Below are 26,096 nucleotides of genomic sequence, written 5' to 3'. Positions count from 1 at the left end.
TCAGTATCCAAAATACTGATTTGAACATTCTTATGAAACAATCAATCTGTCTTGCACTACTCGTGAGCTTACCAATTTCTGCAGTTTTGGCAGCGAATCATGATAAACCATTAAAACTCACTACCCAGAAAATATCTGCTGAACCAGCACATTTAACAACACGTTTACAGTGGACAAAATATCCTCACCCTGTTTATAAGATTGCTGATTTACAAGACCGTGACCGTGTTGCAATCATTCGCGTCTATGCAAATGAAGAAGGTAAAATCACCAAGGCTGAAGTAAAAGAGACAACCGGACTTGGCAATCTAGATCAAAAACTTGTTGATGCAGTTTTAGCCGCCCGTATCAAACCTTATAAAAAGAATGGCATTGCACTATCTACCATAGGCTATCAGACATTTACCCTAAAAGTGGACGAAGCAGAAGATGATCTTTCACAGAAGAACAAATGTACTTATCACTTTGATTCTAAAAACTGGCTAAAGCAACATGCAGACAAGTCTGTTCCTTTTACATATGTGAATCAACCAGAACTTAACATCGACAAGGATGAGCTTAAATATGCTGACCGCACTGTCAAATTCAAATTTAAAGTGGATAAAAACGGTGAAATCAAGCATGTTAAACTGACCAAACGTTCTGGTATCAATGAAATTGATCAAAAAGTTGTTACAGCAGTTGAACAAAGTCAAGTAGGAGTAAAACGTACGTATAAGACTTTGTGGATATATAAAAAATCTACTCTAAGTGATCAAATAACTTTTAAGATTAATGAATGTAACTAAGAGATGTAAAATAAGAGATACTCTCAAGTATCTCTTATACTAGAATCACAAAAGTACAGGTAAAAAGAACTAGATAAACAAACGCCTCAATCAGTTCAGGGTGTTGCTTTTAAAACTCATACAAGAAATGGGTATACTCAACGTTTTATTGCCATCCATCCCCTGAAAATATTGGACCGATCAAAAATCAAATAATCCTAAGTACATCAAATACAACACAATATAACGCCCTCCTTTTGCAATAATGACAATAAAAAGAAAGCGTGCAAAATTTTCTTTCATCAAACCGGCAATCAGGGTTAAAGGATCCCCTATGATAGGCATCCAGCTCAGAAATAATGACCAAAAACCATATTTTTGATAAACTTTTTCTGCTTTTTCCATCTGTTGCCGTGACACAGGAAACCACTTTTTATCTTTGAACTGTTCTATTTTTATCCCTAAATACCAGTTCACACATGACCCCAAAACATTACCTACTGTTGCAACCAAAATCAGTAAATATGGAGAATGCTGTGCCTGAACAAATAACGTAACCAAAACAGCTTCGGACTGTAAAGGTAATAAAGTTGCAGCAGCAAAAGCTGAAATAAAAAGAAGTAACAATGCCATTGCCGATAACACTATAAATTAAAATGAAAGCATGCCACAAATTACTCAAAACACTAAAAAAAGCATCTTAAGATGCTTTCAAGCTTATATAACTTTTATTGACAATGCCTTTTGAATCGCAGGTCTTGCTGTAAGGCGCTCGACATATTCCTTAACATAAGGATAATCTTCCAGCTGAATTTGCTGCCACTCATGACGCAAAGCCCAAGGCAATATAGCCATATCCGCGATTGAATACTCTCCTGCCACAAACTTTTGCCCAATCAGCTGTTTATTCAAGACACCATACAGACGCCTGGTTTCATTTACATAACGATCAGTTGCATAGGCGATACGTTCAGGTGCAAAACGACTGAAATGATGGTTCTGCCCTAACATTGGACCAAAGCCACCCATTTGCCACATCAACCATTGCTCTACTTCAACTTTTTCTTGTTCATCATTAGGATAAAATAAGCCTGTTTTACGTCCTAAATATTGCAAAATTGCACCAGATTCAAAGACAGAAATTGGCTGACCACCTGGACCATTCTGATCAACAATAGCAGGTATTTTATTGTTAGGAGATATCTTTAAAAAGTCAGGTTGAAATTGATCATTTTCCAAAATATTAATCGGGAAAATTTGGTAATCCAGTCCCATTTCCTCTAAAGCAATTGTAATTTTATGACCATTGGGAGTACCCCAATAATATAAGTCAATCATGACTCCACCTATCACCCTTTATTTTTCAAGCTCTTACACTCTTTATCACACAACTTTTAACTATTTAAAAACTAAAGCAAACCTCATTGTACAGAGGTCGCTAAAGCTTTTTGTACCGCTTCTCTGGCATTTATACGTTCAATATATGCTTGAACCTGGGGATATACACTGATATCTATACCTAATTTTTCATAGGTTGCTATCCACGGGAAAATTGCCATATCAGCTATAGAGTAATCACCAGCAACATAATTCTGTCCAATGAGTTGTCGATCCAGAACTCCAAATAAACGTTGAGTTTCTTTGAAATATCGTTCAATTGCATAAGGATGCTGTTCTTTGGCATAATTTTTAAAATGATTATTTTGCGCCAGCATCGGACCAACTCCAGCAACCTGCCACATCAGCCATTGCTCAACTTCGACACGTAACTGTTCATCTGCTGGATAAAAGAGCCCTGTTTTCCGACCAAGATATTGCAAGATTGCACCAGATTCAAAAATAGAGATAGGTTCTCCATGAGGTCCATTTTGATCAACTATTGCAGGCATTTTATTATTTGGAGAAATTTTTAGGAAATCTGGCTGGAATTGATCATTTTCCAAAATATTAATCGGGAAAATTTTATATTCCAAACCCATCTCTTCTAATGCTATCGTAATTTTTCGACCATTGGGTGTTCCCCAATAATATAAATCTATCATCTTGAACCTTTCGAATCCTGTGTAATTTGAATTGTTGGAATATGCTTTGTTATAACATGTTTTCCTCAATAACACAGCTTAGGATTCTTGCAATTTATTCTTAAAATTACGTTATTCATAATTAGAAATTTTAAATAATTATCATATGTGGAGATTATCTATTTTTTAATATATCCATACTTGAAAGTGATTTCAGCGTCCCTATATTTATTTTAGGCAATGATCTAATGATATTGCCATTACTTCTGTTGATGCCTGGCATAACAGAATCTGTTTTTGTTTATAACTTTGCTGAACTTTCAGGAGGTTCTTATAAATGAGTAATGTAAGCCTTACACCACTATTCCGTCGTAGTATTGGTTTTGATCGTTTTAATGACTTATTTGATTATGCAATGCAGAGTGATGCACCTAATTATCCACCATACAACATTGAAAAAATTGGCGATAATAACTATCGCATCGTGATTGCAACTGCCGGGTTTGCTGAAGACGAACTTGAAATCAATCTTGAAAATCAGATTATCACGATCACTGGCAAACCGAATGAAGTCAATCCCGATACCACTGTGGAATATTTGCATAAAGGTATTGCACGTCGCTCTTTTAAACTATCGCTTCGTTTAGATGAGCATATTGAGGTACAAAGTGCCGATTATGCCAATGGTTTACTGAAAATTGATTTGCAGCGTATTATCCCTGAAGAAAAATTACCACGCCAAATTCCAATTGGACGTAAAACTGAACAAGTGATTGACGCACCTAAAGAAGAATAATACATAAATGTAAAAGACCAGCTTAATGCTGGCCTTTTACTGATCTTTATCTAATGCCTTCAAGTATTCCTTAGCCTTTTCACCAACAAATTTCCGTCCACGGTTATCACCTTGTATCCACTCATCAACACTAAATAGTTCAAACAATCCGACTTTGACCAGAGTTGGAATTGCCAGAATAAGCTCCTGTTCAACTTCTTCCTGATAACCTGAATTATATAAGTTAATGTTATATAGCATGGTTGCAACCGTTCCTGTCTGGACAGAACTGCCATCTTTTAATTTTACTCGTGGCAATATTTCACCATCTTGAACGATTTTTTGATTTATTGATGATAACGCTTCAGAATCATCTATTTTTACCATTTGTTTATACCCTTTTCACCATCCATGAATACATGATGAATAATATATTGACAGCATCATGGCATTTTGATGACTTATTATTTATCTAATACAAATTCGAGTTTAAAAAAAAAGCACTGCGATTGCAGTGCTTTTTTTGTTGTGCAAGTAGCGTATCTTACTTTTTCTTTTTCGGTCCAAGTAACATACCCATCTGACGACCTTCCATTTTTGGCGCTTGCTCAACTACACCATATTCAGCAACGTCAGCTTCAATTTTTTGTAATTGAGCCAGACCCAACTGCTGGTGAGCCATTTCACGACCACGGAAACGCAAAGTAATTTTTACTTTATTCCCTTCTTCCAGGAAACGAATAATTGCGCGCAATTTAACGTTGTAATCACCAACGTCTGTTGCTGGACGTAATTTAATTTCTTTGACTTGCACTTGATGCTGTTTTTTCTTCGCATCTTTTTGCTTTTGTTTCAGGTCAAACAAGTGCTTGTTGTAATCCATGATTTTACAAACAGGTGGTTCTGCATTAGCAACAATCTCAACGAGATCAAGATCAGCATCTTCTGCAGCGCGCAACGCTTCATTTAATGAAACGATCCCTTTTTGTTCACCATCTGCACCTACGAGGCGTACTTCTTTTGCACGAATCTCATCATTAAGTGCTGGACGGTTGCTTTTACCACCTTGTTGTTGGTTACGATCAGGCTGTTTAATCTTTCTTACTCCACAATGTACCGGCCGCGTTCGGCAACGGCTGCTTTCACTAAGTCAACAAATGCATCAATTGACATAGTACCTAAATTTTTACCAGAGCGAGTGCGCACGTTTACTGTGCCTTCCTCTACTTCTCGATCCCCAAGTACCAATAAGTATGGAATACGCTCTAAAGTACGCTCACGAATCTTAAAGCCGATTTTCTCATTTCTCAAGTCTGAAATTGCTCGAATTCCATTTTCTTTGAGTTTAGAAACCACCGTTTCACATGCATTAGCTTGCGAATCTGTAATATTCATGACACATACTTGTGTTGGCGCCAACCATGGTGGCATAAAACCAGCATAGTGTTCAATAAGTATACCAATAAAACGTTCAAAACTTCCAAGAATTGCACGGTGCAACATCACAGGATGATCACGTTCATTGTCTTCGGTCACATAAGATGCATCTAATCGAAGTGGTAAATTGAAGTCACACTGAATTGTACCACACTGCCAAATACGACCGAGGCAGTCTTTCAATGAGAATTCAATTTTAGGACCATAGAATGCACCCTCACCAGGTTGTTCTTCCCAGTCAAGACCTGCTGCATCCAGAGCATCTGCCAAAGATTTTTCAGCAACATCCCAAAGTTCATCAGCACCTACACGTTTTTCCGGACGTGTTGAAAGTTTCATTTGAACTTCTTCAAAACCGAAATCTTTATAAACATCTAAAGTGAGTTTAATAAAATCTGCGACTTCCTGACCAATTTGCTCGGAAGTACAGAAAATATGTGCATCATCTTGAGTAAAGCCACGAACACGCATAATACCGTGTAATGAACCTGATGGTTCGTTACGATGACATGAACCGAACTCAGCCAAACGGATTGGAAGATCACGATAAGATTTTAAGCCTTGATTGAAAACCTGAACGTGACATGGACAGTTCATTGGTTTTACAGCATAGTTACGATTCTCTGAATGAGTCGTAAACATGTTTTCTGCATAGTTTGCTGCATGACCAGATTTTTCCCAAAGTGAAAAATCCACGATTTGTGGTGTTTTCACTTCTTGGTAGCCGTTGTCCTGTTGGACTTTACGCATATATTGTTCAAGCACCTGGTAAATCGTCCAGCCATTTGGATGCCAGAACACCATACCAGGAGCTTCTTCTTGCATATGGAACAAGTCCAAAGCTTTACCAATCTTGCGATGGTCACGTTTTTCAGCTTCTTCAATACGCTTGATATAAGCAGCTAACTCTTTTTTATCTGCCCAGGCTGTACCGTAGATACGTTGTAATTGTTCATTTTTTGCATCACCTCTCCAGTATGCACCAGAGATTTTAGTGAGCTTGAATGATTTTAGAAATTTGGTATTAGGTACATGTGGACCACGACACATATCTACATATTCCTGGTGATAGTACAAGCCCATTTCTTTTTCATCAGGCATGTCTTCAACAAGACGTAATTTGTAATCTTCACCACGTTCAGTAAATACCTTGATGACTTCATCACGTGGAGTCATTTTTTTGATGACATCATAATCTTGATTGATGAGCTGTTTCATACGCTCTTCAATAGCTGCCATATCATCCAGGGTCAGTGGTTTTGGCATCCAGATATCATAGTAGAAACCTTCTTCAATGACTGGACCAATCACCATTTTCGCTTCTGGGAATAGTTGTTTTACTGCATGACCCACTAAGTGTGCAGTTGAATGGCGAATAATCTCTACACCTTCTTGATCTTTAGGTGTGATGATCTGAACATTCGCATCTTCAGTAATTAAGTCACATGCATCAACCAAGCGACCATTTACTTTTCCTGCTACCGTATTTTTAGCAAGTCCAGGCCCGATACTTTGAGCGACTTCCATAACGGAAACAGGTTGGTCAAAACTTTTTTGATCGCCATTTGGCAATGTGATAATAGGCATAATTAAAAATCCTTAAGGAGTGATGCCCCTTACACGAGGGCATGTCACCGCGAGATTATGATCGAGGATAAGCCTCAAGATAAAATCGGTGGAAGAAAATAAAAGTGCCAAAAATTCTACACCCTTAATGGCATTTTATAAACCTTTGATGTGAAAATATTCAATTTATAGATAATTATTTAAAGAAAAGTGAAATATGCAAAATATTTTATATGTCCTTGCAAGCTCTCAGCCCAATAACCTTAAACTCATAGAGCCTTTTCCTCAAATATCATTCACCATACTTTTCTTATTCAAGCATTTGATATTTATTAAACAACCCTTTATCAATATCACGTTTCACGTGGAAATAAATTCGGATTGATCATCACTCAAAGATCAGGCATTAGCAGCAGATAAACTATTTTAAATTCCACCCAAAGATAACAAACGAATATTTCTCAAATAAGCCATCTCTCACTCTACAAAAAATTATTCCATATAAATCAATATAATAACTTATTCAAAACATACTCGACTAAAGCATAAATGCAAGAATGCGTAGAAATGCTTATCTTTTTAGGCAGGAAATTAGAACAAATATACATGGAGTATAAGATGAGTGCATACGATGAATTACCACGGACGCCTGCAAACTTTGTAGCTTTATCTCCGCTTCGCTATCTGGAACGTGCAGCATATATTTATCCAAATCAAGCTGCCATGATTCACGGCTCTCGTAGTATTACATGGCGTGACAAATATGCTCGCTGTCGCCAGTTTGCTCATCAATTACAAAAACTGGGCATTCAGAAAAATGATACTGTTTCAGTCTTGCTGCCGAATATTCCAGCAATGATCGAGGCACATTTTGCAGTTCCTATGGCAGGTGCTGTTTTAAATACATTAAATACTCGCTTAGATGCAAAAACTATTGCCTTTATGCTGGAACATGCTGAAAGCAAGGTACTATTGGTAGATCCAGAATTTGCCAGTTTGGCGAAAGAAGCACTTTCTCTTGTATCCCAGAAAATCTACGTAATTGATGTTGCTGATGAAGAGTATGAAAATAATGCAACTACAGCTCGTATCGGTCAAATCGAATATGAGGATTGGCTAAAAGAGGGTGACCCAGATTTTGAGTGGCATCTACCACATGATGAGTGGGATGCGATCAGTCTAAATTACACATCAGGAACTACAGGGAATCCTAAAGGGGTTGTTTATCATCACCGTGGTGCATATATCAATGCTGCGAGTAATATTATTGCTTGTGGTATGACGCCTCGTGCCAAATATTTATGGACCTTGCCACTTTTTCACTGTAATGGCTGGTGCTTTGCCTGGACAATTGCTGCAAATGGTGGAACAAATATTTGCCTTAGAAAAGTTGATGCTGAATTGGTCTATAAACTTATAGACCAGTACAAAGTAGATTATTTCTGTGGTGCACCAATTGTACTTTCCATGTTGATCAATACACCAAAAGACAAGCAGATCAAATTTGAACATCGTGTAGAGGTCATGGTCGCAGGCGCAGCCCCACCAGCAGCAATTATTGAAGGTATGCATCATATTGGTGTTCAGGTCAATCATGTGTATGGCTTAACTGAAACATATGGACCATCAGCATTATGTGCAGCTCAAGCAGGATGGAGCGATCTATCTATTCAGGAACAGGCACAATTACATTCACGCCAAGGGGTACCTTACCCTCTTCAGGACGGTATGCGCGTACTTGATCCTGAAACCATGCAACCTGTTCCAAATGACGGGCAGACCATGGGTGAAATCATGTTCCGTGGCAATATCGTGATGAAAGGTTATCTCAAGAATAAAGAGGCTACGGAAGAGGCTTTTAAAGGTGGCTGGTTCCATACAGGTGACCTGGCAGTTTGCCAACCTGATGGGTATGCCAAAATTATGGATCGTTCCAAAGACATTATTATTTCTGGTGGAGAAAATATTTCCTCATTGGAAGTTGAGGAAGTTTTATATACCCATCCAGCAATCATGACCGCTGCTGTGGTCGCAAAACCAGACCCACGCTGGCAAGAAGTTCCCTGTGCCTTCATAGAGCTTAAACATGGTGCTACCACTACACCAGAAGAAGTGATTGAATTTTGCAGAGAACATTTAGCGCGCTTTAAAGTACCAAAAGATGTCGTCATTGCCGAAATTCCAAAAACATCGACGGGTAAATTACAAAAATTTGTACTTCGTGAGTGGGCAAAAGAACGTTCTGTTGGTGAGTTTGGTTAAAACCAATTTGATTGTAAATCCGTAAATCCCCCCTTCTTTTTAAAGAAGGGGGGATTTTTCACAAATAACGATATTTCTTATCAGTTAATTATCTAATCGATCTATTTTCAATACTTACTTTGCCTTACCTTGATCAGAGAGCAAAGCAACTTGTTGCACATAATTCAAAAATTTAAGCTTAGATTCTGCCAACTCTTGTTCAGTTGCTTGCAATGAAATATCACGATGAATCCTGAGTACATGTTGACGAAGCGTGTGTGATTCTGCCGCATTATAAGACTTGCAAAACTCTTTAATTGCAGGGTCACGTTGCGCGATCATACGCTCTACCCAACGATCAAGCTGAGCAAGTTTTTTAGCTCCTTGCTTAGGCGTTAAGTATGACAAAATCATGGATTCATCTTCATTACGAAGTAATTTGCCAATTCGCTGAAATTGACGACGACGTGCCTCAAATGATGTGATCAATTGCACATCCAATAGTGCTTCAATCAAACGCTCTTCAACAGGAAGCTCTTCAATTTGCTTTTTTGAAAGCTCTGCCAGTTGCTCACCTAAAGCAGCCATGCGTTGCACAGCTTTCTTTTGTTCAGTTTTACTTGCACGCCCTTCCAAAGATTCAAAGTCATCTTCAGTAAAACGTTGCGGTCGACGTGCCACGATTAATCTGCCTCGTAAAATTTTGCTGCAAATAGTGCTTGAACTTCAGATAAGGCTTTTTCCTCATCTGCACCATCAATCACTAAACGTAATGTTGTCCCTTTACCTGCTCCAAGCATAAGTAAAGAAAGTATATTTTTGGCATCTACCAATTTATCACCTTTGCCAATTTGAATCGTTGAACGAAACTTGGTGGTAACTTCGATTAGCTTTCCAGATGCACGTGCATGTAATCCTAATTTATTAATTACGTCAACAGTTGTGTCGATCATGACCAGTGCTTCATTTCTCTATGTAAAACTTGAATTGTCCATTTAGACTCTAATGCATGCTTTAATCGATCTACGATATATACAGAACGATGCTGCCCTCCCGTACAACCGATAGAAACAGTGATATAGTGTCGATGACCTTCTGCAAATGCAGGTAGCCATTTATCCAAGAACTGATAAATATCCTGGAACATTTCATTGGTTTGTTCAGAATCTTCTAAAAACTTTTTTACAGGCTCATCTAAACCTGAGTACTTTCGAAGCTCCAGATCCCAATGTGGATTTGGCAAGTGACGGACATCAAAAACAAAATCGGCATCCAGCGGGATACCATGTTTATACCCAAAAGATTGCAAGATTAAAATCAGTTTATCTGACTGTCCCAACTTAGACAATAATGTATCTTTGAGGTCATGCACACTTTTATCGGTTGTATCAATATGAACAGTCGCTCGTAACTGAATCGGTAAAAGCAATTGTTTTTCTTCTTGAATACACTCATTCAAGCTTTGAAAACGACTGGCCAATGGATGCGGGCGACGAGAAGCACTAAAACGGGCAATCAGTCCCTGATCTTGTGTCGTAAGATAAATGACATCTACTTCACCATGTTTTTGTAATAACTGAAATACATGATCAAAGCCTTGCAAGTCCTCACGGGTACTACGAACATCAACCCCTAAAGCCAGTTGTTCAAGATTATTTTCACGATCCAGTTTTTCAACGATTTCAGGTAACAATGCCAATGGCAAATTATCTATACAGTAATAACCCAAGTCCTCAAGTACCTGCAAGGCAGATGATTTACCTGAACCAGATTGTCCTGTCACGATAAGTATGCGCTTCATGGCATGGCTATCCTTTCATACGATATTTATGATGAATGTTTTATTTGTAAATTATCTATAAGACGAGTCTTACCTAACTTGGCTGCAACAAACAATACAACATCTTGATCAAACTGATCAATCTTTTGCAGCATTGGTGTACGTGCCTCAACATAATCAACTTCAAAACCTGCTGCCGTCAAATCAGCCCGAATTTGAACAAGCACATCTGACAAGTTCTGACCTTTCTGAAGATTTTCTTCAGCCAGTTTTAATGTTTTATAAATCGTTGGTGCTGTTTTACGATCTTGCTCGGATAAATAACCATTACGGGAACTCAGTGCCAAACCATCAGCCGCACGTGTAATTGGTACACCAATCACATCAATTGGCATATTCAAATCACGAACAAGCTGCTTGATCACTGCCAGTTGTTGATAATCTTTTTGTCCAAAGAATGCATAGTTAGGCTGTACGATATTAAATAACTTGGTCACTACCACAGCAACCCCGTCAAAATGGCCAGGGCGTTGTAATCCACATAAATCGTTGGTAATTTCAGCAACACTAATATTGGTTAAACGAGGCTGATGACCATACATTTGCTCTACTGACGGTGCAAATACAATGTCACAACCTACTTCAGCCAGTAAATGACTATCTTGTTCCAAAGTACGAGGGTAATTATCAAAATCTTCATTTGGTCCAAACTGAATCGGATTCACAAAAATACTGACTACTACAACATCACACAGCTTTCGTGCTTCACGAACCAGATTTAAATGACCTTCATGTAGATTACCCATGGTCGGAACAAAACCAATGATTTTACGTGACGCTCGAGCAGGATTCAGTGATGCCGATAATCCTTGTATAGTAGTTTCAGTTTTCATGTTTACAGCTCGACTTGGAAAGTATGTTCTTTAGCAGGAAATGACTGATCTTGCACCGCAGCATGGTAGGCCTTGAACGCATCAACAATCGCAGTTTCCCCTGCTTGTTCTTTCATAAAATTACGCACAAAACGTGCCACTCGACCGAATGTCAGTCCTAACATATCCTGAACAACAAGAACTTGACCATCGGTTTCAACCCCGGCACCAATGCCAATGACAGGTACTTCAGGGAATAATTCTGAAATTTCTTTTCCTAACTGTGCAGGCACACATTCTAAAAGTAAAATTGCAGCACCTGCGGCAACAACAGCCTGACAATCAGCAATCAACTGATCTGCAGCTTTTCTGGTTTTTGCCTGTAGTTTATAACCACCAAATACATTTACCGACTGAGGCGTTAACCCCAAATGAACGCAAACTGGTATCCCATTACGTGTAAGAACTTCAACAGTTTCAGACAGCCACGCACCACCTTCAATCTTAACCATTTGGGCACCAGCTTGCATTACCGTTTTAGCATTGAGCAATGCATCATTAAGTGTTGCATAGCTCATAAATGGCAAATCACACATGATGAAAGCATGCTGATTGCCACGACGGACATTAGCAGTGTGATACGCCATGTCAGCAACAGAAACAGGTAGTGTAGAATCATGTCCCTGTATTGCCATGCCTAAAGAGTCACCAATTAAAATACTATCAATTTCAGCGAGTTCCATGGCTTTAGCCATGCTTGCATCATAACAAGTCAGGCATGAAAATTTACGCCCGTTTTGTTTAAAGTCTCTCAAATTACTTAGACTAATCATGATGTAATTCCTCTATCCATAAGAATCTTTGTAAAATCATAAAAATTTAATGATTTATCCAAGACTCATCTGCAAGCTCAGTTAAAGTCGAATGTTGTATTAAATCTAAATCTTGTAAAGTCTGACCATCAATCTGTATTGTAGGATTCAAATCTAAAAGCGGGATGACAACAAAATCGCGCTCAATAATACCAACATGTGGTACGGTTAGTCGCTCATTTTGGATTTTTTTTTGCCCATATAAGAGTAAATCCAGATCCAGGGTTCGCTCTCCCCAACGACGTAAACGGACACGACCCGACTCATTTTCAAAGCGTTGTAACTGATCTAGCAATGCCAAAGGTTCAAGATCAGTGATTAATTCAGCTACAGCATTAAAATAATTTGGCTGATCCTGAGGCCCCATAGGTGGACTTTGATACAATTTTGAAACGCGTACAATCCCCAAATTCTGTAGTTTTTTGACTGCTTCAATCAAAATGTCTTTAGAATCGCCAAGATTACTTCCCATCCCGATATAAGTCACAATACTCATTGCGTTGGTCCAAAAACGACCTGGTTTAAATCACGCTTTACACGTTTCCGTTTCAAAATAGGGTGATCAGGACTGATCGTCATAGCATCATTCGTACTTGTCATCATCACTTTAGAATTTTCAACGCGTTGTGTTTGTGTCCGGCGCGAACGACGAGTTCTAGACTCTGTTTCTTTGACTAGCGGTTCAATCTGGTTAGATACTTTACTATCTGGAGCAACTTCATCCTGTGCCTTACGGCGACCTTTTGCACGCTGGCGATTATAAGCACTAATCGCACGTTCTTTTTCATCGGTCGTCATATTTTGATAGGCTTCCCACCAGCTTCCCATACCATTGGAACTGGTATCACCTGATTTTTCTCGTAATAACATAAAATCAAAGCCAGCACGAAAACGGGCATGACCTGATAATGCTTCGATTTGCTGCGGTTTTGGATTGAGTAAACGACTCTGCATTTCCCAGACTTCACGTACAAATGTTTCTGCAAAACGCGGGATAATCGTGCGGGTAGCCTGACGCTTTAAGACATCAAGTCCTGCTTGAGCACGGGCTTCTGTCGGTACAACACCTTTAGATGTATAAAAATCTACACGCTCTAAAAATGTTTCCCAAAGCAAAACTGCATAGAAAAATGCTGGATTGATGGTTTTACCAATTTGAATACGCTGATCGGTATTCTTGGCTGCTAGCTCAATGAATTTAGTTATTTTCTGAGGAATATCTGCGAACAACTGCCGCCACACACCGAACTCTATAAGCATTGGCATAATGCGATGCAAATGCCCCATCGTAAATAATTTCTGAGATTCATCATATAGACGATGTGGAGAAACATCACGCAAGAGTTGCGTCATTTCAGGTGTAAAAACATCCAGAATAGCAGGATCAATATTAAAATTTAGTTTTGCTGCAAAGCGCAGTGTCCGCAGCATCCTCACTGGATCTTCTTCAAAACGAAGTGCAGGATCCCCAAGTAACCGTAAAGTTTTAGATTTAATATCATCCACAGCATGGCAAAAATCTAAAACAATACCTTTACGTGGCTGATAATACATAGCATTAATCGAGAAGTCCCGGCGAGCAAAATCCTGCTCAATCGTTCCCCAATTATTATCACGTAAAATCATCCCTTGAGCTGAAGTCACTGCTTTTTTAGGTGGGGCACGAAATGTTGCAACTTCTATTAATTCTCGTCCAGAATAAACGTGTGCCAATTCAAAACGTCGACCTATAATTCGGCAACGACGTCCAAAAACTTCTTTAACCTGTGAAGGTGTTGCATTGGTGACAGCATCAAAGTCCTTGGGGTTTAGCCCAAGCATGAGGTCACGCACACCCCCACCAACAATATAAGCTTCATAGCCAGCTTTGGTTAAAGAATCAATAACATCTAAAATGGAAGAAGGTAATTGAGAGGTGGATAATCCACACTTTGACGCGCGCAAAGTTTGCAAAAGACACTGTCTCCTACGTCAGGACGTAAAAATTCATAATTGTGCTAATCATATCGCTAACGCTGACAAAGGGCAATTTGATTATTTAAACCAATACGCTTTTCAGATCTGATGCTACTATGCTCAGACTTTCAGTGGCAAAGCTAAAACTACAAAGTTAAAAGTGATTTATTGTTCTCAAACATCTTAGGGCCAATACCTTTCACCTTTTGAATATCTTCTATCGTTTTAAAATTTCCATTTTGTTGCCGATACTCAATAATCGCCTGAGCTTTTTTAGCACCAACGCCTTTAAGCTGCTGCAATTGCAGGAGATCTGCACGGTTCAGGCTAATTCTATTTGACGTAGACTGAGAAGCTTTTATCCCGGATGCTGAACCTGAAGATTTATTCATTAGCGCTGGTTTAGATAGATAATAATCGTCATTTGACTCTTTTAACCTCTGGTCCTGAGCGTGTTGAGCTTCTTTCCATTTCAAATAATTTTGATCAAAACTCTGACTACTTCCAGCCATAGCTATAGCCGAACAAAACGATAGGCTGAACAGCATTATTTTTTTAAATACCTTCACATTATTCCCCTGTTTTTTTTATTATATTTTATAGGGGACATAATTTTTTGAAATAACAACACCTGAATAATATTTAAGCAATTCAATCCAATCTTGCATTTGATTTAACAATTTGCAATCCAGAATATATTAAATTTCATCACTATCTGAAGTTGAGCTGGAATACTTATGTTTTAAAATTATTTTTGCCTCATTCCATAGTTGATCCATTTCTTCCAAACTCATTTGATCTAGTTGTTTATTCATGTTTTGGGCTTGCTGTTCAATATAGTTAAAACGACTTTTAAACTTATGAATAGTTCCTAAGAGTGCCATTTCGCTAGAAATATTTAGCTTTCGTCCAATATTAATCAAAGAAAATAAACAATCACCAAACTCATCCATGATCTCTTGAGCCTTCTGTTGACTTAAAGCTTGCCTAAACTCTGCCAGTTCCTCTTCTAGCTTTGCATAAGCCTCATCCACATTAGCAAAATCAAAACCAATTTGAGCAACATTTTTTTGAATACTTTCTGCCTGCGATAAGGCAGGAGCATGCTTGATTTCATCTAAACGGGATTGTGGCTTACCTTTTTTTTCCTGCTGTTTGATCTCTTTCCATAGTGTTGAAACTTGATCTGGTGTCAATTGCTGGAACTTTTCTGGCTGAAATACATGTGGATGTCGACGAATCAATTTCTCACTGATTGCTTCTACTACGTCATTAAAATTAAAAGCACCTTGTTCACTATACATTTGTGACTGGAAAACCACTTGCAAAAGTAGATCACCTAATTCCTCTTTGACATCGCTTATATTGTTTGAACGTACGGCAGCCTCTACTTCATATGCTTCCTCGATTGCATATCGGGTTAATGACTCTGGTGTTTGTGCTTTATCCCAAGGACATTTTTCACGTAGCTCTTGCATAATATTTAACAATTTTTCCATCTGATTGTCCTTGTTCATCACATCAATAGATAAATGGCTATTGCTAACCACAATACAATTTTGTAAAACATATTTTACATATAATTCAATGACTCAAAATAAAAATGGAAATTTCTATGCCAAGTATTTTTATTAGTGGTGCAGCCCAAGGTATAGGTGCAGCGATAGCCAGACTATTCTATCAACATGGTTATCAGGTTGGTATTTTTGATAAGAATGCTATACAAGCCGAAGCACTTGCTAATCAATTAGGAGATAAGGCCTTAGCCGGTTTTCTAGATGTCGCGGAATATTCATCATGGCAACAAGCCCTGGATAACTTCACAGACTGGGCTGGTGAACTCAATGTTCTGGTCAATAATGCTGGTATTTTATACTCAGGCGCTTTTGAATACACAGATATTGAAGCACACCACAAAACTATCGACATCAATGTAAAAGGTGTCCTAAATGGTTGCCATGCCGCTTTTCCTTATTTAAAGAAAGCTGAATTTGCTAAAGTGATCAATCTATCTTCTGCTTCGGCTATTTATGGACAAGCTGACTTGATTTCATATTCTGCAAGTAAATTTGCAGTTCGGGGTATAACTGAAGGCCTGGATGTCGAATGGCAAAAGTATGGAATTCGTGTACTCGATGTCATGCCCTTATTTGTCCAGACAGCTATGGTCAAGGATATGGATGCTGGATCTATCCAAAAAATAGGGGTTGATCTAACACCTCAGGATGTGGCAGTACAGATTTACAATCTTGTAAAAACTCAATCAGGTATTTTTACAGCAACACATACACCGATTGGTCTAAAAACCAAGGTCCTTTATAAACTGTCGGCTATCAGCCCCCAATTTATAAATAGACTGACCAATTTGTACTTCAGCCAAAGATAAACTAAAACACGATAACGTTAAAACCATGAAAAATCACAAAGTTATATTCGTAAAAGCGCAATGACCAAACCTGGTGAGTTGAATAAACTAAGAAACGCGTAACGGTGAAATCAACGCGTTTCTTATAACTTACTATATTTGTGAATATAACCATGAAAAAATTGATAATTTGTGCTGCAATTGCATCCTTAACAACACCAGTTTTTGCGGCTGATGCCACAGCAAAACTTTCCACAACAGAACTAAAAGCAATGGACTGCGCAACGTTGTCTGTTGAAAAATCAAATGCAAAACAGTCTCTAGAATCTGCTGAAAAAAACCTAAGTAACATCAATGCTCAATCTCAAAATCCAGCTGCTAAAGTTGGCAAATGGGCAGGTGTGGCAAGCGGTGCTTTAACTGCATTTGGAGGCGGAGACTCGAAAGTAGGTAAACTGGCAACAGCCGTTGCAAGTACTGAAGATAAGTCAGATGCGAACAATCTAGAATTACAACAAAAAATTAAAAGTGATTCTGAAGCAAACCTGAAAAACATTTCTATTTATCAAAAATCAAAAAAATGCAAAATTTGATTTGACATGAGCCTGCATTCTGCAGGCTCTTCAACTATACAAAATTAATCCATAACAAATTAGTTACTTTTTCCTAAGCTAGCGTAAGCGAATCCACATCAAACAACCTGTAAGCAATTTTTATGGCCTGCCGAATCTGTTATATTTTCGGTAATTGCAACCCACATGGTAATGTCTGATGGCTGAACTGAGTTTTGAACGTTTATACCAATTTTTTAGTAAAGTACCAAGTGTACAGGAATCCCGTATTGATGCTCATGGGACTGATGGAGATCATGCTTGGTGGTTTAAATTTCAAATCGATATTCAACATCCATTGGCATGGCAAACTGTTCAGGAACTTGGACATGTCCTGAACTATCTTTCAACCAATGAACGGCTCCCAACACAGTTTTTACCTGTTTCCCCACCACCATATATGAACGGTGATGCAAGTGATTTTCTGGCATGGGTGATTCAATGTAATCATCCGGATTTCAGCCCAGATGTGATTTGTGACTGGTTAGAAGCCCGTTTACCAAGCCCTGTAGACGATGTAGAACAATGGAAAATCAAAACTGATTTAAAGGAATTAGATAATCTTTCGGATAAGGATTTAGATAAAATCATTTCACCTTTACAGTAAAATCATGATCACCATTGTTAGAATCAATGCAATGGTGATCAGTCAAAACTAGGTCAATTCCAGACTTATTTGTAAATTTTTATGGAACTCAATCAGTTTAAGAAGCCGATCTGCAACGTCAAAACTGCCATGCTTAAAAATGAGACGAATTCCTTTTATAGATGCCTCAAAAATTAAACACTCCACTTTAAACTCGCCTTCTGCATCCTGAAAATGCAGAGATAAGTCTCGTGGATGACCATGAATAAAATCCAGTTCAGAAAGGTCACTCAACTCAAGTAAAGCCCCAAAAAAACTTATGTCGACAATATCAACAGCAATCTCAACTGAACTATGACGATGAGAAAATTTTGATTTTGGATCTTTTAAGTAGATACGTTCTTCACCACGTCGTTCTAATGTATGTAGCTGCTCACGTGACAACGTTATAACACCGTCTACATCATCTATCGATTCCCCCTTTAGATAACGGGTAAACAGGTTCATGGTTTCTTTACGTCGTTGTAACTGAGGTACATGATCTGCATTGGCAATCATGGCAAATTGCATATTTGGACATTTTAAGGCAAAAGCTGCATTTTCATGTGGCAATGTAAAACTATCGTATTGACCACAAGCCACCAGAGTTTCACAAGCTGGTGTTGGAACATCTTTCAAACTGAGTAAACGGTTACAATTGATTTCATAACGTTCTTGTTCTGTTGCACTAAACTCTGCCATCTGCCTAAAAAAAAGTTTTTTGGCAGTTGGTGACATACGCGTAACATTCAGTTTGGCATGATTAACCAAATATAAAATTACGGCTTGACCAAACTCATCCATTCGTTGTTCTTTCATAAGATGAAGTGATTCTTCAAGCAACATGCGCCAACTTTTCCGTGTTTTCTGCATCACCCCCATGAGAATCATCCGCTCAATCATCTCAGGACGGAAATCTGCAAAAAAAGAGGCAACAACTGAACCTAGTGACATTCCCATCACTGCAACTTTTTTAACTCCGACAATATCAAGCCATTCCCCTAACATTCGGGAAAGATCAGGTAATGCCAAAATAGCAGCCGACTCACCTGTGTGTACATTGGTGATCTGCTGGTTTGCCCCCATAGATGGTAAATCGATGAGAATTACAGGCCCACTTTCAAAAAGTTGCTCAACACAATATTTGTAAGAGTTAAAGTTTTGAAATGCACCACCAACAATCACAATAGGCGTATTGTGGATTGTCTTTGGGTCTGCAATCGCCATATATTCAATTTTCCAACCGTCAATCCATGTTGTACGAGCAGGTTGCTTAAAACTATTTTTATGATACACATCAAAAAAACCAAAATTTGAGAAACCTTGGTGTCTTTCGCTGTCCATCTGGATAATGGAATTCATTTCCTTCCTCCATTCTTGCTTTATTCTTTTAGTTGGCAAGATTTGTATACTCGTATTTTCGTAAATTTGTGATGCAATTTTATATTACATATCACTTAAGTGTCCTTTTTATGCATTCTATACGGATGTGTGAAATATAAGCAATCGCAGAATTGACCGCTTATCTTGTTTAATGAGCAAAAATGATCAAACAAAATATATAAACAACCCAAAACAAAGCTTTTTTCTTTAAAAATTATTGTTTGCTTAAAGCTTTCTTGCTCAGGAATTGACTGTTACTATTAAAGTCGAAATTTCTGAGTGATCCATGGAAAGCTATGCAAGACTCAATTGAACAGTATATGCAAACAGTAGGACAACAAGCCCGTCAAGCTTCTAAACAGCTTGCAGGCGCATCTACGCTTGTAAAAAATAATGCCTTATCTGCTATTTATACTGCTTTAGAAAATAGTACTACTCAAATTTTAGTAGCCAATCAAATTGATATGGCTCAAGCACATGCCAATCATCTGGACAGTGCCCTTTTGGATCGCTTGGAACTTAACCCCACACGCATTAAAGCCATGCTTCATGGTTTAAAAGATGTCATTGGCTTAACCGACCCTATTGGTGAAATTACGGATCTGGCATATCGCCCGACAGGCATTCAAATCGGAAAAATGCGTGTTCCTTTGGGTGTTGTCGGTATGATTTATGAATCTCGTCCTAACGTTACCCTGGAAGCTGCCTCACTGGCACTAAAATCAGGAAATGCGATCATTTTACGTGGTGGCTCTGAAGCTATTCATTCTAATCAGGCGATTGCTGAGGCTATTCAACATGGCTTAAAAGCAGCAGGATTACCCGATACCTGTGTTCAAGTCATCAATACCACTGACCGGGCAGCAGTTGGACAACTCATCACCATGACCGAATACGTGGATGTTATTGTACCTCGCGGTGGGAAAAGCTTGATTGAACGCATCAGTAACGAGGCAAAAATCCCTGTCATTAAACATCTGGATGGCAATTGTCATGTTTATGTTGAAGCGCAGGCCGATTTGCACAAAGCCCTTCCTATTGCCTTAAATGCGAAAACACATCGTTATGGCGTGTGTAACGCGATGGAAACGTTGCTGGTTGATGAAAAAGTGGCAAAAGAGTTTTTACCACGCATTGCAGAGTTATATGCTGAAAAACAGGTTGAGCTTCGTGGTGATGCTGCCACAAAACATATCCTTGGTTCTGGCATCAAGGATGCAACTGAAGATGACTGGTACACTGAATACCTTGGTCCAATTCTAGCGATCAAAGTCGTTTCTGGCATTGATGAAGCTATTGATCACATCAACAAATATGGCTCACACCATACAGATGCGATTATCACTGAAAATTATACTCTTGCCCGAAAATTTTTAACGCAAGTTGACTCAAGCTCGGTCGTAGTCAATGCATCTACACGATTTGCCGATGGTTTTGAATATGGTCTAGGTGCCGAGATTGGTATTTCTACCGACAAGATTCATGCTCGTGGACCAGTTGGACTTGAAGGTTTGACTTCACAAAAGTGGGTCGTTTTAGGTGATGGACAAATTCGTCAATAATCAATAAATTAGATGAAAACATAAAAAAGCTCAGCTCTAACAGACGCTGAGCTTTTTTACATTTCGCGACAAGTATAAATAACTCATCCTTGAGTCATTCAGGTTTTGTTGATAGATTAAAAAATCAACTGATTAAGTTTAAATATGAGATAATTAGATTGCGATAGTGCTTAAGTCTAATCACCTAAAGTCTATCTTGGACAGAAAAACAACACATGGTAAAACTATGTCATCAGATCTGGGTTGCATCAAAAACAGGATTGCAAAAGATCAGGGACAATTACTTCCAATTAAAATTCGGGATCTAAAACGTGTCTACTTCAGTATTGGTTATTAACTGCGGTTCTTCTTCAATTAAATATGCACTTGTATCTGAACATAGAGAAGATCGTATTTTTGGCTTGGCAGAAAACTTGGGGTCTGCCGAAGCTCGAATCAAAGGTATTACCGCTGGTGGTCAACCACTTGAGCTTTCTATTCCTCATGCAGACCATGAAAAAGCTTTGGAAACAATTTTAGGACGTTTATCCCAATATAAACCTAAAGCTATTGGTCACCGTGTTGTACATGGTGGGACATTGACCAAAGCAGAATTATTAACACCTGAAATTGTTGAACGTATTCGTGAAGCAACTCCACTTGCACCATTACATAACCCTGCACACTTAGTTGGGATTGATGCGACCATGCGTCTGTTCCCTGAACTGCCGCAAGTTGCAGTGTTTGATACAGCATTCCACCAAACCATGCCTGCCCATGCATATCGTTATGCATTACCAAAATTTTTATATACTGAACATAATGTTCGTCGCTATGGTTTTCATGGCACAAGCCATGCCTACGTATCAGAACGTGGTTCTGAGCTTGCAGGCAGCTATAAGCAAGGTGGCTGGTTAACAGCTCATTTAGGTAACGGTAGCTCTACTTGCGCGATCTGGAATGGGCAAAGTGTTGATACTTCTATGGGTTTAACACCATTAGAAGGTGTCGTTATGGGAACCCGTAGTGGTGATGTGGATCCAAGTATCCATAGCTTCCTTGCAAGCAACCTGGGTTGGGATATCTACAAAATTGATAAAATGCTCAATAGCCAAAGTGGTTTATTAGGCTTATCCGACCTGTCAAATGATATGCGCACCTTGATCGAGGCATCAGAACAAGGTAATGATGATGCAACGCTTGCAATCGAAGTGTTCTGTTACCGTCTTGCAAAATCTCTTGCAGCATTGAGCTGTGGTTTGCCAAGTATTGATGGTCTGATTTTTACAGGCGGAATCGGTGAAAACTCTGCATATATCCGTGAAAAAACCATGACATATCTACCACATTTCGGCTTCAATTTAAGTAAAGAGAAAAATGACGGTCTAAAACGTGGTACAGAAGGACGAGTTGATACAGGCTTCGGTCCTCAAATCTGGGTAATTCCAACAGATGAGGAAGGACGTATTGCAAAAGAAACCGAGCACGTTGTTGAACACGAGGTTGAAGGCGCTATAAAAAAGTCTGAAGATGATGCAGCAGTTGCCTAATTGAGTATAAGGTTTCCATGAGCAATGGATGTAATCACATCTATTGCTTAGTTGCATCTAAAATATTTTAAATGAAGTTTTGTACCAAGAATCGCTTATGAAAACAATTTTACTTGTACCTACCGGGGAAGGTGTCGGTCTAACTTCCGCATGCCTAGGATTAATTTATGCTTTGGAATGTCAAGGAATTAAGGCTGGATTCTTAAAACCTTTTTCGCAAGAAAATACAACGGAACCAGATCGTACAACGGCTCTATACCGCCACATTTCACAGCAAGAAACAGTCGAACCTATTTCTTACATCAACTTAACTAAACAGCTCAATAATGGTGATACTGATGAACTGCTTGAAGAAGCAGTCAGCTTACATCGTCAAATTGCAAAAAAACATGACATTATTATTGTTGAAGGTTTAGTACCTAACTCCCGAGATGCTTTCGTAAGTGAGTTAAATGCCTCACTTGCACAAGCACTTGATGCTAAAGTACTTTTTATTAGCAATGCTGACATTAATAAACCGTGCCAGACTGCTGAAAAAGTTGAAGCACAATTACGCCATTTTGGTGGTGCTTTTTCTACACGCACCATTGGCGTTTTATTCATGCGAACCAAAGGTTTATCAGAAGACTCAGCACAAATCCCTGTAACAATGGATCCAGGTTTACGTTTAGTCGATGAGATTGAGAACTTTACAGCTGAAATTCATAAGACCCATTCTCAAATCGGTTCAACCCAATTTCCAATTATCGGTCTTGTCCCTTTCAGCAATACCTTAAGTGTACCCCGTGTTTCTGACCTGGCTACACAAATTCAGGCAACGTGGATCAATGAGGGGCAAGCCAAACAACGCCGTGTATTGCATAGCAGTTTGATTGCATCAAATATTGAGCATGAACTTCATAAATTTGTAGCAGGCGAATTGATTGTCAGTGCATCTGATCGTATTGACGTTTTACTTGCGAGTAGTTTAGCAACCAGTAATGGCATCCCTCTTGCAGGACTCGTATTAACTGAGCATCACGCACCAAACCCTCTGGTTTTGGATTTCTGCCAGATCGCGATTAAAAATGGTTTACCAATTTTACATACGCCTCTCAGTACATTTGATACAGCTCAAAACTTATCTACGCTTAGCAATGAAATTCCTGTAGATGATACTGAGCGTGCTGATCAAGTTACCCGCTTTGTTTCAAGTCATATTGACCCTGAGTGGTTAACGCTGATTTTAAATGGCGACTACAAACCACGCCTTTCACCATCAGCATTTCGTCATGAACTGGTTCAAAAATCAATCGCAGCGAAAAAACGGATCGTACTTCCTGAAGGAGATGAGCCACGTACCATTGAAGCTGCAGCAATTTGCCAGTCACGTGGTATCGCTCAATGTATCTTGTTGGCAAAACCCGAAGCTGTTGCAGAAGTAGCAAAAGCACGTGGAATTGAACTTCCTCATGATCTGGAAATCATTGACCGAGAACTGATCATTGATCAATACGTTGCTAAAATGGTTGAGCTTCGTAAAGGCAAACTTGATGAAATTCAGGCAAAAGAACAACTTCAGGATACAGTTGTTTTAGGTACCATGATGTTAGCTCTGGATCAGGTAGATGGTCTGGTTTCTGGTGCCGTACACACGACTGCAAATACAGTACGCCCGGCATTCCAGCTCATCAAGACTGCACCAGAGTATTCACTGGTTTCATCAATATTCTTTATGCTGTTACCAGATGAAGTTTATGTATATGGTGACTGTGCAATCAACCCAGATCCAGATGCACAGCAACTTGCAGAAATTGCAATCCAGTCTGCGGATTCGGCAAAAGCTTTTGGAATTGACCCTCGTATAGCGATGATTTCTTATTCAACTGGTACTTCTGGTGCTGGTGCTGATGTGGAAAAAGTTGCCGAAGCGACTCGTATTGCTAAAGAGCGTCGTCCTGATTTACTGATTGATGGTCCTCTTCAATACGATGCTGCATCTGTTGAAAGTGTTGGTAAATCAAAAGCGCCTGACTCAAAAGTGGCTGGTCAAGCTAATGTATTTATATTCCCGGATTTAAACACAGGCAATACCACCTATAAAGCAGTACAACGCTCCGCAAATGTCGTCAGTGTTGGACCAATGTTGCAAGGTTTAAACAAGCCTGTAAATGATTTGTCTCGCGGTGCTTTGGTAGATGATATTGTATTTACCATCGCGTTAACGGCGATTCAGGCTGAACAGCAAGCAACAAAATAAGCTTTACTGCATCCTCCCTTTGAAATAAGGGAGGATAATTTAAAAGTCTAAAAAATATTTCACATAAGCGCCCATTAGGTTAAATGAGGTTGTTTTATGATAAATGATATCTTTAATATTTTTTAGGATATCCCATGCTACAAAAAGCTTCTGAGACTGATTTTCCTATTCTTATTAATATTTGGGAAAGATCAGTAAAAGCAACTCATAATTTCTTGCCTGAAGAGGAAATTAAGAACTTAAAACCTTTAATTCTTAATGAATATTTTTATCATGTATTACTTCATAAATATGTTCAGGATGGACAAATAGTAGGTTTTATTGGCACTAGTAGTGACAACATAGAAATGCTGTTTATTGATCCAGAGTTTAGGGGTAAAGGGATGGGACGAGTTTTAACTAATTTTGCAGTTACAGAATTAAAAATAGAAAAAGTAGATGTTAATGAACAAAACCTTCAGGCTGTTGGATTTTATGAAAAATTAGGATTTAAAGTAATAGGACGATCTGAATTAGATGGTCAGGGTAAGCCCTATCCTCTTTTGCATTTAAAAATTTAGTATTTCTAAAATTAACCTAATACGCCTTATACAAATTAATATTTATAATTTACTGCACATCAAAAAGCTCAACCTCTAAAGGTTGAGCTTTTTGACTGATTTATCACGTTACACGTTCAATATTTAAACAATTACCACATTCTAATTGCTACAGAAGACAGACACGCCACCTCCCAGATCATCGCTTCATCAAGGCAAATACTCCCCAACCCATATATTCCCGTGTATATCGAGTATAGCGTTCAGGATCTGAATCAAGTTGTGCCCGTACATTTTCGACAAAATCATCATCAGGATTTGTTTCCAGCCATCTCCGCATAGTCAACCACTGGGCAGCCATATACCTATCCCAACCTTTCTGATCTGCCAGAACCATTTCCACGACATCGTAGTTCAAAGCATGAAAAGATCTGATCAGCTCAGGAAGCAACAAATAATCTGAAATCGCCCCCGCAAGACAACCTTTGGCAATATCTTCGGTTGGTGGTCTTTGTATCCAATATGGTTCACCTATGAGAATAATTCCTCCTGCCAGAAGACTTTTATCCAGAAGTTCAATCGTACCAGCGACCCCGCCACCAATCCATGTCGCACCAATGCAGGCTGCTACATCAACTTTTTCAGTAGCAATATAACCCGCAGCATCGTCATGGATAAACCCGACCTGGTTAACAACAGCCAGTTCCTCTGCACGCAATTTTGCTTGCGTATGAAACAACTGGCTCATATCAACACCAGTACCAATGATTCCAAAGTCTTTAGCCCAAGTACACAGCAGTTCCCCCGAACCACTCCCTAAATCAAGTACACGGTTTCCTGCTTTCAAGTGCAATGCTGCACCGAGCGTAGCCAGATCCTCAGATGTAAAAGGGTTGTGAATACGATGATTACTTTCCGCAATATTAAAAATTCTTGGAATATCCATTAAATTAAAC

Annotated in this window: 27 protein-coding genes; 10 read left to right on the top strand and 17 right to left on the bottom strand. The window is 38.9% G+C overall.

Translation table 11 applies throughout. The features are described from left to right. Window positions 1–32 precede the first annotated feature (32 nt). Window positions 33–788: a TonB C-terminal domain-containing protein gene (locus KPC_RS02220; protein ID WP_121972802.1), complete on the top strand. Its 756-nt coding sequence runs from the start codon at window positions 33–35 to the stop codon at window positions 786–788. A gap of 180 nt (window positions 789–968) precedes the next feature. On the opposite strand, the gene KPC_RS02215 is transcribed toward KPC_RS02220, so the two are convergent. The 3 genes from KPC_RS02215 to KPC_RS02205 form a co-directional block, all read right to left on the bottom strand. Continuing rightward, entirely contained in the window at window positions 969–1,400 is a 432-nt protein-coding gene (locus KPC_RS02215; protein WP_121972816.1) for a YqaA family protein, read from the bottom strand. Between the two features lie 84 nt (window positions 1,401–1,484). Further along, a complete protein-coding gene (locus tag KPC_RS02210) occupies window positions 1,485–2,105 on the bottom strand; it encodes a glutathione S-transferase N-terminal domain-containing protein (protein ID WP_121972801.1) in 621 nt (206 codons plus the stop codon). 83 nt (window positions 2,106–2,188) lie between these two features. After that, a complete protein-coding gene (locus tag KPC_RS02205) occupies window positions 2,189–2,809 on the bottom strand; it encodes a glutathione S-transferase N-terminal domain-containing protein (RefSeq protein ID WP_121972800.1) in 621 nt (206 codons plus the stop codon). A gap of 316 nt (window positions 2,810–3,125) precedes the next feature. On the opposite strand from KPC_RS02205, the gene KPC_RS02200 reads away from it, so the two are divergent. Next, window positions 3,126–3,584 carry an Hsp20 family protein gene (locus tag KPC_RS02200; protein ID WP_121972799.1) on the top strand — a complete coding sequence of 153 codons (459 nt, stop codon included), beginning with the start codon at window positions 3,126–3,128 and terminating at the stop codon, window positions 3,582–3,584. Window positions 3,585–3,620: 36 nt separating this feature from the next. On the opposite strand, the gene KPC_RS02195 is transcribed toward KPC_RS02200, so the two are convergent. From KPC_RS02195 to thrS, 3 genes are all read right to left on the bottom strand, one after another. After that, a complete protein-coding gene (locus tag KPC_RS02195) occupies window positions 3,621–3,950 on the bottom strand; it encodes a DUF7709 family protein (RefSeq protein ID WP_121972798.1) in 330 nt (109 codons plus the stop codon). Window positions 3,951–4,107: 157 nt separating this feature from the next. Then, a complete protein-coding gene (gene infC / locus KPC_RS02190) occupies window positions 4,108–4,659 on the bottom strand; it encodes a translation initiation factor IF-3 (protein ID WP_121972797.1) in 552 nt (183 codons plus the stop codon). A gap of 5 nt (window positions 4,660–4,664) precedes the next feature. Further along, complete coding sequence (gene thrS / locus KPC_RS02185; RefSeq protein ID WP_121972796.1) at window positions 4,665–6,587, bottom strand: threonine--tRNA ligase; 1,923 nt, start codon at window positions 6,585–6,587, stop codon at window positions 4,665–4,667. Window positions 6,588–7,184: 597 nt separating this feature from the next. On the opposite strand from thrS, the gene KPC_RS02180 reads away from it, so the two are divergent. Continuing rightward, complete coding sequence (locus KPC_RS02180; protein ID WP_121972795.1) at window positions 7,185–8,828, top strand: acyl-CoA synthetase; 1,644 nt, start codon at window positions 7,185–7,187, stop codon at window positions 8,826–8,828. A gap of 114 nt (window positions 8,829–8,942) precedes the next feature. Here the strand turns inward: KPC_RS02180 and yjgA are convergent, their stop codons facing one another. The 9 genes from yjgA to mazG all read right to left on the bottom strand — a co-directional run bounded on the left by yjgA (window position 8,943) and on the right by mazG (window position 15,786). Continuing rightward, window positions 8,943–9,488, bottom strand: a complete 546-nt coding sequence (yjgA, locus tag KPC_RS02175) for a ribosome biogenesis factor YjgA (RefSeq protein WP_121972794.1) — start codon at window positions 9,486–9,488, stop codon at window positions 8,943–8,945. Window positions 9,489–9,490: 2 nt separating this feature from the next. Next, window positions 9,491–9,760 (bottom strand): HPr family phosphocarrier protein, encoded by a 270-nt coding sequence (locus KPC_RS02170; RefSeq protein WP_121972793.1) that lies wholly within the window; start codon window positions 9,758–9,760, stop codon window positions 9,491–9,493. Next, on the bottom strand, window positions 9,757–10,608 hold the full coding sequence (gene rapZ / locus KPC_RS02165; RefSeq protein WP_121972792.1) for an RNase adapter RapZ: 852 nt from the start codon (window positions 10,606–10,608) through the stop codon (window positions 9,757–9,759). Before rapZ ends, KPC_RS02170 begins: the two co-directional genes overlap by 4 nt. 26 nt (window positions 10,609–10,634) lie before the next feature. Further along, window positions 10,635–11,480, bottom strand: a complete 846-nt coding sequence (gene panC, locus KPC_RS02160; protein ID WP_121972791.1) for a pantoate--beta-alanine ligase — start codon at window positions 11,478–11,480, stop codon at window positions 10,635–10,637. Between the two features lie 2 nt (window positions 11,481–11,482). Then, window positions 11,483–12,292, bottom strand: a complete 810-nt coding sequence (gene panB, locus KPC_RS02155; RefSeq protein ID WP_121972790.1) for a 3-methyl-2-oxobutanoate hydroxymethyltransferase — start codon at window positions 12,290–12,292, stop codon at window positions 11,483–11,485. A 46-nt stretch (window positions 12,293–12,338) separates the two neighbouring features. Beyond that, complete coding sequence (gene folK, locus KPC_RS02150; RefSeq protein ID WP_121972789.1) at window positions 12,339–12,827, bottom strand: 2-amino-4-hydroxy-6-hydroxymethyldihydropteridine diphosphokinase; 489 nt, start codon at window positions 12,825–12,827, stop codon at window positions 12,339–12,341. Further along, window positions 12,824–14,284, bottom strand: coding sequence for a polynucleotide adenylyltransferase PcnB (gene pcnB / locus KPC_RS02145; protein ID WP_121972788.1), 1,461 nt, complete (start codon window positions 14,282–14,284; stop codon window positions 12,824–12,826). The genes folK and pcnB overlap by 4 nt, the downstream gene beginning before the upstream one ends. Before the next feature lie 149 nt (window positions 14,285–14,433). Then, window positions 14,434–14,856, bottom strand: coding sequence for a ComEA family DNA-binding protein (locus KPC_RS02140; protein WP_228212124.1), 423 nt, complete (start codon window positions 14,854–14,856; stop codon window positions 14,434–14,436). A gap of 129 nt (window positions 14,857–14,985) precedes the next feature. Beyond that, the gene (gene mazG, locus KPC_RS02135; RefSeq protein WP_121972787.1) at window positions 14,986–15,786 is read right to left on the bottom strand and encodes a nucleoside triphosphate pyrophosphohydrolase; all 801 of its coding nucleotides are present in this window, start codon (window positions 15,784–15,786) and stop codon (window positions 14,986–14,988) included. Between the two features lie 116 nt (window positions 15,787–15,902). On the opposite strand from mazG, the gene KPC_RS02130 reads away from it, so the two are divergent. The 3 genes from KPC_RS02130 (at window position 15,903) to KPC_RS02120 (ending at window position 17,870) form a co-directional block, all read left to right on the top strand. Beyond that, entirely contained in the window at window positions 15,903–16,673 is a 771-nt protein-coding gene (locus tag KPC_RS02130) for an SDR family oxidoreductase (protein ID WP_121972786.1), read from the top strand. A gap of 152 nt (window positions 16,674–16,825) precedes the next feature. After that, the gene (locus KPC_RS02125; RefSeq protein ID WP_121972785.1) at window positions 16,826–17,245 is read left to right on the top strand and encodes a hypothetical protein; all 420 of its coding nucleotides are present in this window, start codon (window positions 16,826–16,828) and stop codon (window positions 17,243–17,245) included. 178 nt (window positions 17,246–17,423) lie between these two features. Continuing rightward, a complete protein-coding gene (locus KPC_RS02120) occupies window positions 17,424–17,870 on the top strand; it encodes a hypothetical protein (RefSeq protein ID WP_121972784.1) in 447 nt (148 codons plus the stop codon). A gap of 48 nt (window positions 17,871–17,918) precedes the next feature. On the opposite strand, the gene KPC_RS02115 is transcribed toward KPC_RS02120, so the two are convergent. Beyond that, window positions 17,919–19,250 carry an alpha/beta fold hydrolase gene (locus KPC_RS02115; RefSeq protein ID WP_121972783.1) on the bottom strand — a complete coding sequence of 444 codons (1,332 nt, stop codon included), beginning with the start codon at window positions 19,248–19,250 and terminating at the stop codon, window positions 17,919–17,921. Window positions 19,251–19,567: 317 nt separating this feature from the next. On the opposite strand from KPC_RS02115, the gene KPC_RS02110 reads away from it, so the two are divergent. The 4 genes from KPC_RS02110 (at window position 19,568) to KPC_RS02095 (ending at window position 25,161) form a co-directional block, all read left to right on the top strand. Next, entirely contained in the window at window positions 19,568–20,833 is a 1,266-nt protein-coding gene (locus tag KPC_RS02110) for a glutamate-5-semialdehyde dehydrogenase (protein WP_121972782.1), read from the top strand. A 311-nt stretch (window positions 20,834–21,144) separates the two neighbouring features. Continuing rightward, on the top strand, window positions 21,145–22,362 hold the full coding sequence (locus KPC_RS02105) for an acetate/propionate family kinase (protein WP_121972781.1): 1,218 nt from the start codon (window positions 21,145–21,147) through the stop codon (window positions 22,360–22,362). Between the two features lie 97 nt (window positions 22,363–22,459). Next, window positions 22,460–24,601, top strand: coding sequence for a phosphate acetyltransferase (pta, locus tag KPC_RS02100; protein WP_121972780.1), 2,142 nt, complete (start codon window positions 22,460–22,462; stop codon window positions 24,599–24,601). Window positions 24,602–24,735: 134 nt separating this feature from the next. Then, entirely contained in the window at window positions 24,736–25,161 is a 426-nt protein-coding gene (locus KPC_RS02095) for a GNAT family N-acetyltransferase (RefSeq protein ID WP_121972779.1), read from the top strand. 178 nt (window positions 25,162–25,339) lie between these two features. On the opposite strand, the gene KPC_RS02090 is transcribed toward KPC_RS02095, so the two are convergent. After that, window positions 25,340–26,096, bottom strand: a 757-nt coding sequence (locus KPC_RS02090; RefSeq protein ID WP_228212122.1) for an SAM-dependent methyltransferase, incomplete at its 5' end; no start/stop codon positions are given.

This window comes from Acinetobacter stercoris, assembly GCF_900323515.1.
In the GTDB taxonomy this organism is placed as follows: Bacteria; Pseudomonadota; Gammaproteobacteria; order Pseudomonadales; family Moraxellaceae; genus Acinetobacter; species Acinetobacter stercoris.
The sequence above is the reverse complement of the archived record's forward strand: the minus strand, read 5'-3'. Positions and strand labels throughout refer to the sequence as shown.

Coding starts and splice junctions, on each gene's coding strand:
- KPC_RS02220 (WP_121972802.1), top strand. CDS start 33: ATGAAACAATCAATCTGTCTTGCACTACTCGTGAGCTTACCAATTTCT.
- KPC_RS02215 (WP_121972816.1), bottom strand. CDS start 1,400: ATGGCATTGTTACTTCTTTTTATTTCAGCTTTTGCTGCTGCAACTTTA.
- KPC_RS02210 (WP_121972801.1), bottom strand. CDS start 2,105: ATGATTGACTTATATTATTGGGGTACTCCCAATGGTCATAAAATTACA.
- KPC_RS02205 (WP_121972800.1), bottom strand. CDS start 2,809: ATGATAGATTTATATTATTGGGGAACACCCAATGGTCGAAAAATTACG.
- KPC_RS02200 (WP_121972799.1), top strand. CDS start 3,126: ATGAGTAATGTAAGCCTTACACCACTATTCCGTCGTAGTATTGGTTTT.
- KPC_RS02195 (WP_121972798.1), bottom strand. CDS start 3,950: ATGGTAAAAATAGATGATTCTGAAGCGTTATCATCAATAAATCAAAAA.
- thrS (WP_121972796.1), bottom strand. CDS start 6,587: ATGCCTATTATCACATTGCCAAATGGCGATCAAAAAAGTTTTGACCAA.
- KPC_RS02180 (WP_121972795.1), top strand. CDS start 7,185: ATGAGTGCATACGATGAATTACCACGGACGCCTGCAAACTTTGTAGCT.
- KPC_RS02170 (WP_121972793.1), bottom strand. CDS start 9,760: ATGATCGACACAACTGTTGACGTAATTAATAAATTAGGATTACATGCA.
- rapZ (WP_121972792.1), bottom strand. CDS start 10,608: ATGAAGCGCATACTTATCGTGACAGGACAATCTGGTTCAGGTAAATCA.
- panC (WP_121972791.1), bottom strand. CDS start 11,480: ATGAAAACTGAAACTACTATACAAGGATTATCGGCATCACTGAATCCT.
- panB (WP_121972790.1), bottom strand. CDS start 12,292: ATGATTAGTCTAAGTAATTTGAGAGACTTTAAACAAAACGGGCGTAAA.
- folK (WP_121972789.1), bottom strand. CDS start 12,827: ATGAGTATTGTGACTTATATCGGGATGGGAAGTAATCTTGGCGATTCT.
- mazG (WP_121972787.1), bottom strand. CDS start 15,786: ATGGAAAAATTGTTAAATATTATGCAAGAGCTACGTGAAAAATGTCCT.
- KPC_RS02130 (WP_121972786.1), top strand. CDS start 15,903: ATGCCAAGTATTTTTATTAGTGGTGCAGCCCAAGGTATAGGTGCAGCG.
- KPC_RS02125 (WP_121972785.1), top strand. CDS start 16,826: ATGAAAAAATTGATAATTTGTGCTGCAATTGCATCCTTAACAACACCA.
- KPC_RS02120 (WP_121972784.1), top strand. CDS start 17,424: ATGGCTGAACTGAGTTTTGAACGTTTATACCAATTTTTTAGTAAAGTA.
- KPC_RS02115 (WP_121972783.1), bottom strand. CDS start 19,250: ATGAATTCCATTATCCAGATGGACAGCGAAAGACACCAAGGTTTCTCA.
- KPC_RS02110 (WP_121972782.1), top strand. CDS start 19,568: ATGCAAGACTCAATTGAACAGTATATGCAAACAGTAGGACAACAAGCC.
- pta (WP_121972780.1), top strand. CDS start 22,460: ATGAAAACAATTTTACTTGTACCTACCGGGGAAGGTGTCGGTCTAACT.
- KPC_RS02095 (WP_121972779.1), top strand. CDS start 24,736: ATGCTACAAAAAGCTTCTGAGACTGATTTTCCTATTCTTATTAATATT.